11 protein-coding genes and 2 pseudogenes are annotated in these 17,114 nt (G+C 65.6%); 7 read left to right on the plus strand and 6 right to left on the minus strand.

The window, feature by feature from the left end; genetic code table 11:
* Positions 1-13 precede the first annotated feature (13 nt).
* Together ACOZBP_RS02520 and ACOZBP_RS02525 are read left to right on the plus strand one after the other, a co-directional pair.
* Positions 14-2,173: pseudogene (locus ACOZBP_RS02520) on the plus strand (arylsulfatase).
* Positions 2,174-2,389: 216 nt separating this feature from the next.
* Positions 2,390-2,938, plus strand: a pseudogene (locus ACOZBP_RS02525) (recombinase family protein).
* Positions 2,939-3,037: 99 nt separating this feature from the next.
* On the opposite strand, the gene ACOZBP_RS02530 reads toward ACOZBP_RS02525, so the two are convergent.
* Entirely contained in the window at positions 3,038-3,559 is a 522-nt protein-coding gene (locus tag ACOZBP_RS02530; RefSeq protein WP_422674886.1) for a TetR/AcrR family transcriptional regulator, read from the minus strand.
* A gap of 240 nt (positions 3,560-3,799) precedes the next feature.
* Here ACOZBP_RS02530 and ACOZBP_RS02535 point away from each other — a divergent pair, with 240 nt between their 5' ends.
* The 5 genes from ACOZBP_RS02535 to ACOZBP_RS02555 are packed head-to-tail and all read left to right on the plus strand — an operon-like array spanning position 3,800 to position 8,877.
* Positions 3,800-4,726: a hypothetical protein gene (locus tag ACOZBP_RS02535; RefSeq protein WP_422674887.1), complete on the plus strand. Its 927-nt coding sequence runs from the start codon at positions 3,800-3,802 to the stop codon at positions 4,724-4,726.
* A complete protein-coding gene (locus ACOZBP_RS02540) occupies positions 4,723-5,595 on the plus strand; it encodes a HesA/MoeB/ThiF family protein (RefSeq protein ID WP_422674888.1) in 873 nt (290 codons plus the stop codon). The genes ACOZBP_RS02535 and ACOZBP_RS02540 overlap by 4 nt, the downstream gene beginning before the upstream one ends.
* Positions 5,592-6,794: a hypothetical protein gene (locus ACOZBP_RS02545; RefSeq protein WP_422674889.1), complete on the plus strand. Its 1,203-nt coding sequence runs from the start codon at positions 5,592-5,594 to the stop codon at positions 6,792-6,794. The genes ACOZBP_RS02540 and ACOZBP_RS02545 overlap by 4 nt, the downstream gene beginning before the upstream one ends.
* Positions 6,791-7,915 carry a GNAT family N-acetyltransferase gene (locus ACOZBP_RS02550; protein ID WP_422674890.1) on the plus strand — a complete coding sequence of 375 codons (1,125 nt, stop codon included), beginning with the start codon at positions 6,791-6,793 and terminating at the stop codon, positions 7,913-7,915. Before ACOZBP_RS02545 ends, ACOZBP_RS02550 begins: the two co-directional genes overlap by 4 nt.
* Positions 7,912-8,877, plus strand: coding sequence for a hypothetical protein (locus ACOZBP_RS02555; protein WP_422674891.1), 966 nt, complete (start codon positions 7,912-7,914; stop codon positions 8,875-8,877). Before ACOZBP_RS02550 ends, ACOZBP_RS02555 begins: the two co-directional genes overlap by 4 nt.
* Here the strand turns inward: ACOZBP_RS02555 and ACOZBP_RS02560 are convergent, their stop codons facing one another.
* The 5 genes from ACOZBP_RS02560 to ACOZBP_RS02580 all read right to left on the minus strand — a co-directional run bounded on the left by ACOZBP_RS02560 (position 8,878) and on the right by ACOZBP_RS02580 (position 17,068).
* Entirely contained in the window at positions 8,878-10,446 is a 1,569-nt protein-coding gene (locus ACOZBP_RS02560) for a c-type cytochrome (RefSeq protein WP_422674892.1), read from the minus strand. It abuts the gene before it with no gap.
* Between the two features lie 235 nt (positions 10,447-10,681).
* Complete coding sequence (locus tag ACOZBP_RS02565; RefSeq protein WP_422674893.1) at positions 10,682-11,272, minus strand: biliverdin-producing heme oxygenase; 591 nt, start codon at positions 11,270-11,272, stop codon at positions 10,682-10,684.
* A 148-nt stretch (positions 11,273-11,420) separates the two neighbouring features.
* The gene (locus tag ACOZBP_RS02570; RefSeq protein ID WP_422674894.1) at positions 11,421-14,633 is read right to left on the minus strand and encodes an efflux RND transporter permease subunit; all 3,213 of its coding nucleotides are present in this window, start codon (positions 14,631-14,633) and stop codon (positions 11,421-11,423) included.
* A gap of 12 nt (positions 14,634-14,645) precedes the next feature.
* On the minus strand, positions 14,646-15,818 hold the full coding sequence (locus ACOZBP_RS02575; RefSeq protein WP_422674895.1) for an efflux RND transporter periplasmic adaptor subunit: 1,173 nt from the start codon (positions 15,816-15,818) through the stop codon (positions 14,646-14,648).
* Positions 15,815-17,068: a TolC family protein gene (locus ACOZBP_RS02580; RefSeq protein ID WP_422674896.1), complete on the minus strand. Its 1,254-nt coding sequence runs from the start codon at positions 17,066-17,068 to the stop codon at positions 15,815-15,817. The genes ACOZBP_RS02575 and ACOZBP_RS02580 overlap by 4 nt, the downstream gene beginning before the upstream one ends.
* Positions 17,069-17,114 lie beyond the last annotated feature (46 nt).

Below are 17,114 nucleotides of genomic sequence, written 5' to 3' on the forward strand. Positions count from 1 at the left end.
TTGCTGGCCCAGCGTGAACGGCGGGCTGGTGCGCATGCCGGTGGCCGAGAGGCTGGCCAAACGGGGGCTCTTCTACAACCAGTTCCACACCACGGCGCTGTGCTCGCCGACCCGGGCGGCCATGCTGACTGGCCGCAACCACCACTCGGTCGCCTCGGGAGTCATCCAGGAGATGGCGACGGGCTATCCGGGCTACTGCGGCATCATTCCCAAGAGTTGCGCCACCTTCGCCGAGATGCTGAAGCAGGCGGGCTACACCAACGCCTGGTTTGGCAAGAACCACAACGTGCCGGACAATCTGACCAGTCCGGCCGGGCCGTTCGACAACTGGCCGACCAACCAGGGCTTCGACTATTTCTACGGCTTCATCTCGGGCGAGACGGACCAGTTCTATCCGTCGCTGCTGGAGAATACGACGCCCATCCAGGCGCCGAAGACGCCCGATGAAGGCTATCAGCTGACCATCGACCTAGCGGACAAGTGCATGGGCTGGATTCGCCAGCAGAAGGCGATCGCGCCCGATCGGCCGTTCTGCGCCTATCTGTCGACCGGCTCGGCCCATGCGCCGCACCAGCCGCCGCTGGACTGGCGCGGGCGCAACAAGGGCCGCTTCGACATGGGCTGGGACGAGTATCGCAAAACCGTCCACGAGAACCAGTTGAAGATGGGGGTCATTCCCAAGGGCACCAAGCTGACCGAGCGGCCGGGACAGATTCCGTCCTGGGACAGCCAGCCCAAAGAACATCAGGCCCTGTTCTCGGTGCAGGCCTAGAACTACGCCGACTTCCTGGAACACACCGACTACGAGGTCGGGCGCGTGGTCGACGCGATCGAGGAGCTCGGCGAACTCGACAACACTCTGGTGATCTACATCCTGGGCGACAACGGCTCGTCCGGCGAAGGGTCGCTGGTCGGCACGCCGAACGAAGTCATGAGCCTGAACGGCCGGCAACCGAGCATCGACGAGGCGATCGGCTTCATGGATCGCTGGGGCATGCCGGGCACCTCGCCACACTACGCCGTGGGCTGGGCCTGGGCCGGCGATTGTCCGTTCCAGTGGACCAAGCAGGTGGCTTCTCACTTCGGCGGCACCCGCAACGCCATGATCGTGTCCTGGCCCGAGCGGATCAAGGACACCGGCGTGCGGTCGCAGTTCCACCATGTCATCGACCTGATGCCCACCCTGATGGAAGTGGTCGGCATCAAGGAGGCCAGGGAGGTCAACGGCTATATCCAGCGACCGATCGAAGGTGTCAGCTTCGCCTACACCTTCGAAAAGGGCGCCGGCGACGCGCCGAGCACACGCACCCAGCAGTATTTCGAAATGCTGGGCAATCGCGCCATGTACGCCGACGGCTGGATCGCCTCATGCCGCCACGGCCGCCTGCCGTGGGAGACGGCGGGATCGTTCAGCTTCACCGACGACAAGTGGGAACTGTACAATATCCAGGAGGACTTCAGTCAGGCCGTCGACCTGGCCGATAAGGAGCCCGAACGGGTGACCCTGCTGAAGTCGTTGTTCATGGGCGACGCGGCCAAATACAACGTCCTGCCGATCGACGACCGCTTCTCAGAGCGGCTGGATGTCACGCTGCGGCCCAGCTACTTCCACGGCCGCAAGCAGGTGACCTTCTATCCCGGCCTGGTGCGCCTGCCGGAAGGCAGCGGGCCGCGACTGATCGGCATACCCTTCACCCTGACCGCGCCCGTGGTCATTCCGGATGGCGGCGCCGAAGGCGTTATCTTCGCCCTGGGCGGGGACGCCGCCGGCTTCTCGCTGTTCCTGTGGGAGGGCAAGGCACGGTTCCACTACAACTTCTTCGGCATGAAGCGGTTTGACGCGCTGTCGCCGGACAAGCTGGCTCCCGGCGAGCATGAGATCAAGGTGACCTTCCTGCCGGATGGACCGACACCCGGCAGCCCGGCGACGGCGGCGCTGTCGGTGGACGGCAAGGTCGTCTCGCAGTGCCGGATCGACGAACAGATTCCCATGCGCTGCGGCACCGAGACCATGGATGTCGGCATGGACTGCGTCTCCCCCGTCTGCGACGACTACGAGGGGCGCGGCCTGTTCCCGTTCACGGGCGAGATCAAGCACGTCGCCTTCGATTTCGAGGACGTGAAGGCGCCGTCCGGCATGGATCGGCTGAAGATGGCCACGGCGATGGATTGACAGGGCGCCGATCGGAGTCCGGGTTTCGCCCGATATTCCGGACCTCCCGAGGGAGCCAAGATGCTCTGGCTCCGGCGTTGTCTCGGACAGGCATGGTCGAGACGATAAGGGCCCGTCCTTTGGACGGGCCCATTTCTCAAGATCCCATCACGCGTGAGCGTGCCCGTCGCGAAATCAGCGTCTCTCTTGGCGCATCGCTGTCGAGTTTTGAGACAAATGCTGCTGGGTTACGCGAGGGTCTCTACAGAAGAGCAGAATCTGGAACTCCAGGTTGATGCGCTGGAGCGTGCTGGCTGCGAGCGGATGTTCTCCGACAAGCTGAGTGGTAGCCGATCGTCCTGGTCTCGCCGCCGCCCTTTCTCATCTGCGGTCGGGCGATACGCTGGTCGTGTGGAAGCTTGATCGCCGCGGGCGCACTGTGCGTCAGCTCGTCGAGTTCGTCGCGAAGCTGAACCAGGACGGCGTGGAGTTTCGAAGCCTGACGGATGGCATTGATACAACCACGCCGGCGGGCCGCTTCTTCTTCCATATGATGGCGGCGCTTGCCGAAATGGAGCGTGACCTGACGCGTGAAAGGACAATGGCGGGTCTAGCCGCTGCGCGTGCTTGAGGCAGAATGGGCGGGCGCCCCCTGCCCTCTCCCCCAAGCAACTGACGTAAGCACGCCACCTGATGCAGCACCCAGATCAGACTATGGCTGAGATCGCGGCGACCTTAGGCGTATCGCGGAGCACTCTTTATCGATCGCTTCGCTCTACGTCTTAGGGCTGAGACCGGTATTGGCATCTGCTGTCCCGCGCCCCGGATTCCAAGAAACCAAGAACCAGCAGATACTCAGGATTCGATCACTTGGAGTCCAAGGATCTAGGAGCGCTCACATAGGCATTCACGGACGCGCTCCAATGCTAACTCGACAGGCTGATCCACGCCCATCAGCTCGAAGCTGCCGTTCAGGTCAAAGACGCAGTGACCATGAACCACTGCGATCAGCGAGCGCGTCAGTCGCGGGGCGCCCGGTTGCGCCTCGGGCGGAAGCACGGCCTCGACCTGTTCCAGAATGATTTGAGTGAGGCCGCCCCGAAGCAGGTTCTGCTCGTCAGACAGGATCACGTCTGCTGGCAGGTGATGGTCATATATGGCCCTCCAGCTGTGGGTATTGGCGCGCGCAAACCGAAAATAGGCTTCCACCAGGCACCGGATTTTATCCGGTCCACTCGCCTCCAGGGCCTGACGCACGTCGTCAGCCCAGAGTTGAAATGTCCGCGTGTTAATGGCGATCAGAAGCTGATCCAGGGTGCCGAACACATTGTATAGGGTGCCGATTGAGTAGCCGACGCGCTTGGCCACCTCACGCGCCGAAAAGCGCGCAAAACCAACCTCGGCCATATGCCTGTGGCCCTCTATTACGAAGAGGCGCTCCAGTTCCTGCCGAGTATGATCTGAACGTCTGCCCATCCTCTGCGCATAGCAGAGCCGCGTTTTCGGAAGTCCGTAGAAACGCCTGTTTCCACAATTTATTGATCGTCGCTCATTTGCCGGTATGATCCCTCGTCTTGACGCGGCCAGGAGCAAACCCTCCTGTAAAGCTGGCGCACCCGCGTGGGTCGTCCCTCGAATGACGGTTGCATGATCAATCTGCATTGGCGCTCGGGCCGGGACCTCACGACACGTATTGTCGAACGCCCGGGGCTGGCCCTTTCTCCTGCGGAGGTTGAGGCGCTGACGGCCGACCTGCGCGCGGTTGCAGCGCTGACGCTGGATCAGGAGGCCTTGTCCTATGGCGTTCTGGGCGGAGACGCCGAGCGTCTGAGGCAATGCGTGGTGACCGTGGTCTACCAGGGCAAGGGCGACGCCGCCCGCCCCGTCGCCTTCAACATCCTGTCGCTTCTGGACGTCGAAATGGAGGGCCGATCAACTCAGGTGATGCATCTCGGGCTGGTGATGGTCGATCCCTCGTTCCGGGGGCTTGGCCTGTCGGCGACCCTGTACGGCTTGACCTGCGTGCTGATGTTTCTGGCTGGGCAGGGGCGTGCCCTGTGGGTCTCCAATGTCAGCCAGGTTCCTGCCGTCGTCGGCATGGTGGCCGAGACCTTTTCCGACGTCTTCCCCTCGCCGCGTCCAGGTACGAGGCGCAGCTTCGATCATCTGACCCTCGCGCGCCAGATAATGGCCCGGCACAGGACAGCCTTTGGCGTCGGCCCAGAGGCGGGATTCGACGAGACGCGGTTTGTCATCATCGACGCCTATACCGGCGGCTCGGACGCCCTGAAGAAGGCCTTCGAACAGGCCGCGCCTCACAGGATGGCTTCGTACAACGCGTTTTGCCGCGAGCAGTTGAACTACGATCGGGGCGACGACCTGATCCAGATCGGCCGCATCGATATGGCGGCGGCAGGGCGCTATCTGCGCAAGATCGCCCCGCCGACCACGGCCATGGGGCTAGGCGGCCTGGTCGTTATCATGGCGGCGCGCATGGCGGTTCTACCCCTGATCTACTGGCTTTCAGCCAGTCGCCCCTGGGGCGACCTGCGCCCTTGGAAAGAGACCCGATGACCGCGCACTTCTATGCGGAGATGACCACCCGCAACCTGGGCTTTATCAGCGAAGAGGAGCAGGCGCGGCTGAAGGGCGCCGCCGTCTTCGTCGCCGGTGTCGGCGGCATGGGCGGAGCCTGCGTGCAGTTGCTGGTCCGAGCCGGGGTCGGCCGCATCGCCATAGCTGATATCGACACCTTTGAGGTCTCCAATCTGAACCGCCAGGTCTTTGCCTTCACCGATACCGTGGATCGTTCCAAGGCGGATGTGACGGCCGAGGGCTTGCTGAAGATCAACCCGAACCTGGAACTGACCGTGCTGGGGGCCGAATGGACCGACCAACTGGAGACGCTGGCGCGCGACTATCCTGTCATCGTTAACGGCTGCGACGACGTAGCGGCGACGGTGGAGTTGTATCGCGTGGCTCAACGCTGCGGGGCCAGCGTCATCGACGCCTATGCCTCGCCCCTGCCCTCAGTCGTCCTGGTGCGGCCTGCCGACCCTCGCCCCGAAGACCGCCTCGGTTATCCGACGCGCGGCACGCCCTGGCGCGAGATTACCGTCGATCAGGCGAGCAAAGCCTTTCTGAAAGAAATCGAATGGGTGCTCACCCATTCCTCGTCCCACGCCCATGTCGATCTTCAAGCCGCCGCTGATATGGCCGCAGGCAAGCGCAAGCGGATGAGTTTCGCCCCCATGGTCGTCACGGCGGGCGCCTTGATGGCAGGCGAAGCCCTGTCCCTGATCATGGGACGGCGGACGCGCACAGACTGTCGCGGCTGGTTCCTGAACGTGCGTGAAGCGCGGGGGGAGCGTCCCCTGCCCGGCCCGCTGGCCTGGGCCAAGGGCTGGTTGGTGCGCCGGATGATGCAGCGTCTGTTGGGATGATGACCGCCGCCGACACCCAGATGCTGGTCGATGGCTTCGGCGCCTTGGGGGCGCTAGCCGTGGCTCTTGTGCTGGCCCGCCGCCCCGGTCGAACCACGGTCCAGAACGTACTGATGCTCGTTTTTGGCCTGGCCGGCCTTTTCTACGTCTTCCGGGCGCTGGCCAATGCGACGGGCGTCGAGGCGTTCGGCCTGGCAAGCCTGATTCTGGCCTGCGCCCTGCCGCTGAGCGCCCTGTTGCTGGCCGAGAATCTGTTGCGGCGACATGCGCCCCTGGCCATCAAGCTGGTGGTTGCAGGGGGCACGATCCTGGGCGTCGTCGCCGCCGGGTTGGCGGGATCGGGACTGGAGCGGGCCTTCAACCTGGCCATTTATGTGCCCTTGGCCCTGGCCCTGGTTCTCGGCCTGATCATGTTTCGCGACCGCGCCACGCTGGCCCCGATGGAGAATGCGGCGCTGGATTCCTATGGCCGCGCCCTGCTGGCGGCAGGCCTTCTGGCCTTGACGGATTTCGGGCTCGGTTCGTCGTTCGGGCTCAGCGCTCTCGGCATGCTCGGCCTGGCCTATGCGGCAGCGGCCGGGGCCAGCGCGCCACGTCGCTGGGTCGACGCGCTGAAGGAGTTGGCTTTGGCCGCCATGACCTCCGTCCTGTTGGCCGCCGCCCTGCTGTTTTCCCGCCCGCCTGCCTCCTTGCTGGAGGCCCAGGGCGTGCTGGCGATCACGGTCTCGGCCCTGCTGGCCCTTTCGGTTCTGCTGCGACTTCAATCCGGCGGCGGGGATCAGCAGCGCCGCCTCTTCGAGCAGGCGCTCGCGGCGGCCGATACCAGCCAACTCGCCCGCTTCATCGATACCGCGTCGCGCGCAGCGCCCCTCCAGGGCCTTGTTCTGGTCGAAGGCCCGGACCTATCCGCCTATGACGACGGCCGGCTGCTGGCAGCCTTCGTGGACGGGGCCGTAACCGATCTTGTCCAACTGGAGCGTGCGCCAGCCGACAATGATCGTGAGGCCTGCGAACAGCTCCGGGATTTGCTGCGGCGTCACGCCTCGACCCACGCCATCCTGATCAGCGCCACGCCCTTGCGGGTCGCGTTGATCGCGCTGGGCGGATCCACCCGTACGGAAGAGGACGAGCGGGCCATGGTCCTGTTCCAGAAAATGGCGAGCCTGATCGCCGCCCGCCCGGCCGGAGCAACCACATGAGCCTGACTCTGGTCCGCGACGATTTCGAAGCTTTTTTCCGCACGCCCTTTGTCGTCTATCCAAAGGACACGCCCTACGTCTCGCCTATGCGCTCGGACCTGAAGCGCTATCTGAACCCGCTCAAGAACCCGCTGCTGAAGGGCGGCGGGGACCTGGAGGCTCTGGTCGTGCTGCGCGATGGTCAGCCCGTCGCGCGGGCCACGGCGCACCGGCACCCGGCGTCGAACGAACGTCACAGCCTGTCGCGCAGCTATTTTGGCTTCCTCGACGCCGCCGACGATCCAGAGGCGCTGCGCCTGCTGTTCGACGGGATCGAGGCCTTCGCGCATCGACATGGCGACACCGAGGTCGCCGGTCCCTTCAACCTGACCGCCATGCAGCAGGTCGGCCTGGTGACGGAGGGCTTCGAGCATGTTCCCTTCACCGACATGGTCTGGTCGCCGCCCTATCTGGCCGCGCAGCTGGAGGCCATCGGCTATGCGGCCGAATTTCCCATGTCGACCTTTCGCTTTCATCCCGGCGAGGCGAACCGTAATGGGCTCCTGACACCCGGCGCCAAGGCTATTCTGGAATCCAACGACTGGACCTTCGCGCCCATCGACCGGCGTCGCTTCAAGCCGCGGATGGAAGAAGCGCGCCTTTGCCTGAACGGCGGGTTCGACGCCAACCCCATGTTCGTGCCCCTGACCGCCGAGGAGTTTGAGTTTCAGGCCGGGGAAATGATGTGGGTCCTCGACCCGACCCTGTCGTCGGTGATCCACTACAAGGGCCGGCCTATGGGTGTGGCCATCTGTATTCCCGACCTGAACCCCTTCGTGCGTGATGCCGCCGCGACCTATGGGCCTCGCGCTCTTCTGGCCTGGCTGAAGATGCAGTTTCGACCGCGTCGGGCGGTCCTTATTCTCTATTCCGTGATGCCTGAGGCGCAAGGCAAGGGGGTCAATCCCGCCATGCTCTGGCGCGTCATCGGCGCTCTGCAGAAACGCGGCTATCGCGAGTGCGGCGTCACCTGGATCGCCGATCCCAACGGGGCCAGCCTGCGTCAGATGCAGCGTATCGGCGGCGAACGACTGCACCGAACCCATCTTTTCCGCAAGGTTCTGGACAAGGGCTGGTCATGAGCCCCGAGGTTTTCGCCGCCCTGATCGCTGACGCGGCCCTGTCGCCCAATGTTCACAATATCCAGCCCACCATCTGGCGCCAGATCGACGCGACCACCGTAGCGGCAGCCCAGGCCTCCCGCCGTACCCTTCCTGTCGGCGACCCGACCGGCCGCGACGTCGAGGCCAGCCACGGGGCGGCCGTAGAGGGGTTCATTCTCGCCGCAAGCCTGCGCGGGATGGAGATGAGGGTGACGGCGCCTGAGGGCAGCGAGATCGCCCGCCTGATTGTAACCGGAGAGGTTGACCCGGATCCGCTGGCGTCCTTCCTCACCGCGCGCCGCACCTACCGGGGCAGGTTCCTGCCCGACCGCGCCGTCCCGATACTGGACGCACTGGCCCAGACCGCGCCCGATCTGACCATACTGCGAGAGCGGCCCGACATCGACCAGGTTGCGCATCTCAACGACCAGGCCAGCTTGAAGAGTTTTCGCGATGCCCGGTTCCGGGCTGAATTGCTGGCCTGGATGCGATTGTCGCGACGCCATCCCTCCTGGGCCGTCGACGGCCTGAATGCGCGGGCAATGGAGATGTCGGGACTGGAGGCCGCCGGCGCCGGCGTCGTGTTGAAGCCAGGCATGTTCGAGTTTCTTGATCGCCTAGGGCTGGCCGGCGCACTGACCGGAGAAGCCGCAGTGGTGCAATCCAGCGCAGCGATCGCACTGTTGCGCCGCCCCATTGGTGAGACGCCGTTCGAGACGGGCCGTCGTTGGCATCGGGTATGGCTCGAGATGACGAGACTGGGACTGTCGGCCGCCCCGATGACGGTGCTGGCGGATGATAGGGCGGCCGCCGAAGCTCTTGCTGCGCGGTTCGGCCAACCGCCCGGAACGAAGCTGGTCACCGCCTTCCGCCTCGGCCTTGTCCCTGAAAGCGCCCTGCCGCCGCCCGCGCGGCGCCCGGTCTCTGATCTGATCTTCTGATCAGAGCCGCTTCAGGTATTCGAGAAGCGCTAGCCGTTCATCGCGGCTCAGGTCGGCGAACGGCGCCTCATGACCCGCAGCGCCCAGACCGCGCTTCCGTGTGTCCACCCACGCCGGCTGCGAGTAAGGCTGATATCCGTCCGGATAGGCCACGCCGACATTTTCCAGATCCATGGCATGGCCGCCGACAATAAATCGGGCGGGTCGAGGTTCCAGACCCAGAAGGGCCGCAAGGCTGGGTACGGATCCGTTATGTAGGTAGGGCGCGCTCTGCCACACCCCGGTCAACGGAGGCGCGGCATAGACGCCGGTATGCGCCGCCGAGATTGAGGCACGGAGCGGCGAGGCGTTGACCCGCTCCGCCAGAACCTGCGTCATTGCCTCGGCGCGGGTAAGGTCCGTGCCGACATCCCCCGCCCAGTTGGGAAAGCTGGCCAGCCGCGGGCCCCTTGCCGTCTCGACATAGACGCCGTGACAGGAAACGCAGGCGCGCTGGAAAATCTCTCGCCCGGCATTGGCGCGAGCCTCGTCGATCTTTGCCGGGAAGGGCTGCGGCCGCACAGTTTGCAGGAAGACCCAAGCCGTTTTCACATCGGAGACCGATCTTCGGGCCTGCGAGCCTGACACGCCCATGCTGGGCACGGTGAAATAGGCGGTCATGGCAGCCAGGTCTTCGCGATGGGCGTCCGTCAGGTCCGCCTTGCTCATGGCCCGGAATCGCTTTTGTCCGGGCGGCGCATAAGCGCCGTCCCACAGCAGGGCGCTACGCCAGCCCCGATCAGCCAGGTGAGGAATCGAGGTGAAGCCCACCTCTCGCATCATGGTCGCCGGATCAGCCGCCAGCAGACCGTGCTGCAACTTCAGCGCCGCCACCCCGTTTGTCGCCCCGGGAAGACCGTTGGAGAAGGGCAGAACGCCCTGCCCCGTCACTGCAATGGCTGCCATTCGCTCGCGTACGCGCGGCAGGACAAAGGACCGAAGCGTCGCCAGCTCGCGGTCGGTCACGTCCGGGTAGAGCCGCCGCACCGTCGTCATGAGGCGATCAGGGTCGGCCATGCCGGCCGACAGGGCGACATAGAGCCCTTGGGTATAGGCTTCCAGATTGAGCGACGGATTGGGCGCGCCCAGCCAGACCTTGTTCGGAGTCGGACGTCCGTCAGCCTCGTAGGACGGTGCTGCATGACATGCAGCACAACCAATGTTGCCGATCTGAAGTTCAATCGGCGGCAGGCTGCGTCGAGCCACACCCAGGCTGACGCCGAGCACAGCCTCCGGCTTGGGTGGCGGCCCCGCATCTACTGGCCAGTTGGCTATCTCGACGGGATAGAGGAACCCGTAGTTTGCCAGAGTTCGTCTCAAAGACGCCTGAGACACGTCGTTGGGCGACTGTTCCATAACCAGGGCGGCGGAGGTCAGTTTCCACGGCACAGCGACGGTTCGCATCGCATCGGTGTCGAGCCCGCCATAGTCGCCGAAGGCGAACAGCAGGGCGCCGCGAGCCTGCGCTTCCTCAGATATCAGAGAGGTATCAAGCGCGGTCGCTCTCGCCCCGACGTATCCACGCGCCATATTCCAAAGAGAACGGTCGATGCCGCCGCATCCCGCGAGCACGCAGGCGACCGCCAGAAGGATTAGGCCGATCTTTGGGGGTCTGGTCACCCGAAATTTATCGCCCATGCATCTGCATTCGGCAACAGGCGGGCACAGCCCTCACGTGCTTCGGGGGACTCAAGACCGCGACAAAACCATACCGATAACCACCCCGCCCTCTCGCACAGACGACGGGCCAGTCACCGCCTCAGGCTCACCCAAGCGCGGCATTGGCCAAGGCCTGAACTCGCGTAAAGGCAGCTTTGGCGCCCGCAACCACGCGATCCTCTTCATCCTGCGTTAGGACAGCGGCGTCCAGCGCGGCGGTAAAAGCGCGCCAGTGGGCGGCAGGACCTTCGCCCGCTGGAGCCAGATGTCGCGCACCGTGGTTGTCGGACAGGCCAAGCTTGGCCGCCGCCTTGCGCAGCAAGGCCGCGCCGAGGTTCGAGCCCTCAGCCACATAAAGCCAGCCTAGCGCGGCGGCTGTGTCCACCGCCCGACAATGTTGGAAGGCCGGAGGCGTCTCCACTGTCGGCGCACCACTTCCCAGGTCGGCCAGGTCAGCTGCGATCAGTGATAAACGACGCCGTTCGGGCAATCCGGGAAGGAGCATCATCAGGTCGGCGTCTTCATACAGGGCGTCTATGTCGCGGTGGAAAATCCACTGCACCCCGGCGAAACGGATGTAGCCTTCGATGCTGTCGAACGACGACGCTTCCATGATCGACTTGTCCAGCCGATCATGGATTTCGTGCGTCAGCGCTTTCAGCCGCTTGGACCGTGGAAGATCAATCGTTTCCGGCAATCGGCGAAGCTCCTGGCGTGACCCGGTCGGTCCGGCGGGACTATCTCGATGATGTCCCACCGCGCGGACAAAGGTCCGCCCCCTCAGCGACTAGCTGAGATGATAACCATTCGCAATGCCCGGCCTTCTGGCAGGCAGGCCCCTCGCATCAGGCCCTCGCCCCCGTGGCTTTGTGCGTCCACGCCGCAAAGGCGGGAAGCACGAGCAGCGTCAGAGCCGTGGCGGTCAACAGTCCGCCGATGACGACAGTAGCCAGCGGCTTCTGGACCTCGGCCCCCGCCCCATGCGCCAACGCCATGGGGACAAATCCGACAATGGCAACGAGCGCTGTGGTCAGCACCGCTCGAAGACGGCCGGACGCCCCTGCGATCGCCGCCTCCGCGGGATCCAGCCCAGCGCGCAGGCGCTCTCGGATGGCTTGCATCAACACCAGGCCGTTTAGGGTTGCGACGCCGGACACGGCGACAAATCCGACCGCCGCCGAAACCGAGAACGGCATGTCTCTGAGCAACAGCGCCAACGCGCCGCCGACGAGCGCGAGAGGAACGCAGGCGAACACCAGCCCCGCTTCCGTGAACGATCCCAACGCCATGAACAGCAGAAAGCCGATCAGAACGAAAACCACAGGGATCACAAGGCCCAGGCGTTGCTCGGCGCGCTTCAGGTTTTCGAACTGCCCGCCCCAATCCAGCCGATAGCCAACTGGCAGAGCGACCTCGGCTACGGACCTCTGCGCTTCGGTCACGAAGCCGCCCAGATCACGTCCGCGCACATTGGCCTGGACCACCATGCGGCGGCTGCCGTTCTCACGACTGATCTGGTTCGGGCCCTCGGCGATGTGGATTCGGGCCACAGAAGAAAGAGGCACAACGACGCCCGAGCTCGAAACAATAGGCAAGGCGGCCAGGGTGGCGGGATCATTGCGCGCGTCGTCGGGCAGACGCACGACCACGTCAAAGCGACGATCGCCCTCGAAGATGCGTCCCGCCTCGGCGCCGCCTATGGCGGTGGAGACCGCCTCCGAGACATCGGCGGCGGACAGGCCGTAGTTGGCCGCCGCAAACCGATCGACGCTGATGGTCAGGGTCGGCAGGCCGGATGCCTGCTCCACCCGCACATCGGCCGATCCGGGCGTGGCCCGCAGCTTGGCCGCGACCTGCTCCGCCGTCTTTTGCAGCGTGTCGAAATCGTCGCCATAGACCATGACGGCGAGATCGGTCCGCACCCCCGAGATCAGTTCGTTGAACCGCAGTTCGATCGGCTGGCTGAACTCGAAGCTGTTGCCGATCTGCTGGCTGGCGACCTGCTCGATGCGTGCGATCAGGTCTTCCTTCGACAGCCTGGGATCAGGCCAATCCCTGCGGTCCTTGAGGATGATGACCGCGTCCGAAATATTGGCGGGCATGGGATCGACCGCCGCCTCGGCCGTGCCGGTGCGCGAGAAGACGGTCTCGACCTCGGGCTGGGCCTTGATGGCGCGTTCCAGGGTCATCTGCATGACCAGTGACTGCTCCAGCGAAGCCGACGGCACGCGCAGGGCCTGCATGGCGATGTCGCCCTCGTCCAGGGTCGGGATGAATTCCCGGCCTAAACTCATGAAGGAGACAGCGCCCACCACCAGCGTCGCCAGGGCGGCGATCAGGACTGTCTTGGGACGCGCCACCGCCGCGCCTATGGCCGGCTGTATCCAGCGTCGGGCCAAGCGCAGGATGCGGGTCTCTTGCTCCTCGGCCTGACCGTCTGCTCCCAGATGAACCGTCTTAGGCTCGCGCACGAACAGGGCCGTCATCGCCGGCACGAAGGTGAAGGAGAAGACAAAGGCGCCGATCAGGGCCAGCATGACCGTCGCCCCCATAGGCACGAAGGTCTTGCCCTCCACCCCTTCCAGCATCAGCAGCGGCGTGAAGACCAGCAGGATGATCAGTTGGCCGAAGGCCGCCGGCTTGACCATCCGACGAGCCGCTTGCACGGCCACGCCGAGGCGCTCGCTGCGGGTCAGCATCCGCCCCAGTTCGCCGCGTTTCCGGGTCAGCATCAGCAGGGTGTTCTCGATCACCACCACGCCGCCGTCGACCATCAGGCCGAAGTCGAGCGCGCCCAGGCTCATCAGGTTTCCGCTGATGCCGAAGCGGTTCATGCCGATGACGGCGAACAGGAAGGATAGCGGGATCATCAGGGCCGTGATCGCCGCCGCCCGGAAGTTTCCGAGCAGCAGGAACAGCACGACGATGACCAACAGGGCGCCTTCGATCAGGTTGCGCGCCACGGTCGAGATCGTCGAATTGACCAGATCGCTGCGGTTCAGAACCGGGACCGCGACGACGTTCGGCGGCAGGGATGCGGCCACCTGTTCCAGCCGTTCCGCAGCGGCCTGTGCCACGGTGCGACTGTTCTCGCCGGCCAGCATCAGGGCGGTGCCGAGGACGGCTTCGTGGCCGTCGCGACTGGCGCCGCCGAGGCGTGGGGCCTGACCTATCTCGACGGTGGCCACGTCGGCGACGCGGACGATCAGGCCGCCGCGATTGACAACCGGCGACTGGGCCAGATCCTCGACGGTCGCGGCCAGGGCGTCGGTGCGGACCACCAGCGCCTCCCCCGCCCGCTGAATATAGCCGGCGCCGGCCTGAGTGTTGGCGCGCTCCAGCGCCTGCGCCAGATCGGTCATACCCAGGCCGTAGCGGGTCAGGGCCGCCGCGTCGGGCCGCACCGCATATTCCTTCACATAGCCGCCGTTGACGTCGATCCCGGCCAGGCCGGGACTGGTCCGCATCTGCGGGGCGATGATCCAGTCCTGAACCGTGCGCAGATAGGTGGCGCGTTGCTGCGGCGTGATCAGCCGCTCGCCTTCCGGCGTCAGATAGGCGCCATCCGCCTGCCAGCCGGGCTTGCCGGTCGCGACCGTGGTCTTGGGGCCGAACGGGACGTAGTCGACCGTCCACATCAGCACTTCGCCCAGGCCCGTCGTGATGGCTGAGAGATTGGGTTCGACGCCTTCAGGCAGGCTGTCCGCCGCCTGCCGCATCCGCTCGGATACCTGCTGGCGGGCGAAGTAGATGTCCGTCTGGTCGGTGAAGACGACGGTGATCTGGCTGAAGCCGTTGCGCGATAGCGATCGGGTGCTGACCAGGCCGGGGATGCCGGACATGGCGGTTTCCAGCGGATAGGTGACCTGTCGTTCGATCTGTTCGGGCGCAAGCGCCGGCGCGACCGTCGTGATCTGGACCTGTCGGTTAGTGATGTCGGGAACGGCGTCGATCGGCAGCCTGGTCAGTTCGAACAGACCGAGCGCGGCGACGAGCGCCACGGCCAGAACGACGAACCAGCGAAAGCGGACGGACGCCTCAATAATAGCTTTGAACATGATCCGTCGCCCCTAGTGGCCATGCTCGGCTTCGCCCTTGGCGAGCTCGGCTTTCAGTAGAAAGGCGTTGGCGCCTGCGATGCGCTCGGCGCCGCTCAGGCCCCGCACGATCTCGGACCGCCCGCCCGCCTGTCGTCCGACCAGTACGGGCACGGCGCGGAAGCCGGTCGCCGTGCGAACGAAGACGACGGTCGCGCCCTCGACGGTTTGCACGGCGTCGGAGGGGACGGTGACGCCAGCGACCGTTTCGCCGGTCAGAACCGTCCCCATTACCGCCGACCCTGCGGGCGGCAGGACGCCGCCTGTCGAACGCGCATGGATGACCGTGGCGCCGCTCTCGCCGCCGCCTGTGGCCACGCCGGTCACCACAGCCTCCACTTCGCCGGCAGGTGTCGTGACGCGGATCGCACTCCCCGCGCGGACATGAGCGGCCACGGCGGGCGGCGCGTTGAACACGATTTCGACGCGCGCCGGATTGGTGATCTCTGCGATGACGCCGCCCTGGGCCACAAATCCACCGGGCCCGACCTGAACGCTGGTGACCAGGCCCGAAATGGGGCTGCCGACGCGTACGCGTCCCATGGCGTCGGGCGATCCGGCGGCGGCGGAACGAGCCCGCGCGGCGCGGGCGGCGGCCTCGGCGCCCAGGGCCTGTGCGTGAGCGACCTCTGCGTCACGCCGCGCCACCACGCCCTGATTAGCCAGATCCTCCTCACGGCGATGCGCCTGCTGGGCGGCGACCGCCGTGGCCTGGGCTGCGTCGGCGTCGGCGCTCAGAGCGGCGGCGTCGCCGCTGACCAGTACGGCCAGCGCCTGACCGACACGCACCGATTGGCCCGGCGCCACCAGAACACGCTCGACGCGTCCCGCGACTGCAGCGGCTACAGAAGCACGGGCGTCCACCATCGGCTCTACGCGGCCGGACAACCGCACTTCGCCCCCACCCCCGCTTCCCACAGTAACGACCGCGATGCCGACCACCTCGATCTGCGCCGCCGACAGTTCTACGACGCCCTCCTGTGCGGTCGCCCCGACGCCTTCATCGACGTGGCCGTCTTCGACAGCTCCGGTCGGCAAGGCTTTTGGTTGGCTGTTGAGCATATAGAGGCCTGCGCCCCCCAGAAGGACGGCTGCAGCGGCCCCGGCCATCAGCCAGATCTTGTTCAGTCCAGTCGGGCGTTTCATTGAGCAGCTCCAAACGGGACGCGGCCTTGCAGGCGCGCCAGATCGATTTCCGCGCGAACCCGCGCCAGGCGGGCATCGACGGCGGCGTTGCGGGAGGAGATCAGGGCGGCGCGCGACGAACGCAGCTCCAGTTGCGAGATGCGTCCGGCGTCAAAGCCGATGCGCGACAGGCGATAGGCTTCCTGCGCCGCCGTCACCCCGGCGTCGGTAGCGGTCACCCAGCTGGTCGAGGCCTTGAGCCGCGCGAGTGCGGCGTTGCGATCAGCCTGCGCCAACTGACGTGCGCCCATCAGGCGAGCGTCAGCGGCGCGAAGCTCGGCCTGGGCGGCTTCGATATTGCCCCGGTTCCCGTCGAACAGCGGCAAGGGCAGGCTGAGCCCCAAGGTCAGGGCGGTCGCTTTCTCGGCCTCATACCGACGTAGGCCCAGCGAAGCGCTGACATCCGGACGGGACTGGATGCGCTCGACCGCGACCCGCCGCTCCGCCGCATCGCGTTCGGCCTCAGCCACACGCACGACGGGCGTGGTCTCGGCTCCAGACCTCGACGCTGACGGGACCTGATCAAGCAGGCTTGTCTCTATCGACGTCACCGGCGTCGGCAGCATGGCGACCACGGTCAAGCGGGCGAAGGTTGCGTCGCGTTCGGCCTGAGCCTCATCCAGTGTCGCGCGAGCCGTGGCGGCTTCGCTTTCGCCTTGAAGGGCGCGAACCATGGGCTCGCGGCCTTCCTCGACCAGGGTCAGCGCCGCCCTGGCATCAGCCAGAGTGACACCCAACGCCTCCTCGGCCAGATCAAAGCGCCGCTCGGCGGCCTCGGCCTCGGCATAGACCAGGGCCAGACGCCCAGCGGCGTCGACGACGGCAAGATCGCGACGAAACAGCGCCGCGCCTGCCTCGGCCCGAGCCACATTAAACCGAGCGCCACGCCGCCCCCAGAGTTCTAGATTCTGAGTGACCCCAAGTGTCGTCTCGGCGTTGCTGAAGCCCTCGAAAGGTCCACTACCGAAGACGTTTTCGACATCCAGCCCCAGCGTGGGGTTGGGGCGAACCCGAGCCTGTCGGACGCGGGCGTCAGCAGCGTCTCGCAGGGCCTCGGCCTCAATGGTTGTTGGTGAGGCGCCAACCTGTTGCAGCAGGATTTCAAACGCAGGCGCGGGATCAGCCCAGGCAGGGCCGGTGATGGCAGTCGCTAGCGCGACCATGGCGCAGCCCGCCGTGATGCACGGCGAACGACGATAAGGGGATGGCATGTCCTGTTTCCCGGAATGTTGACATGAAAGGCGCGCGGAAGCGCGC

The sequence above is a fragment of the Brevundimonas sp. NPDC058933 genome, from assembly GCF_049315965.1.
In the GTDB taxonomy this organism is placed as follows: domain Bacteria; phylum Pseudomonadota; class Alphaproteobacteria; order Caulobacterales; family Caulobacteraceae; genus Brevundimonas.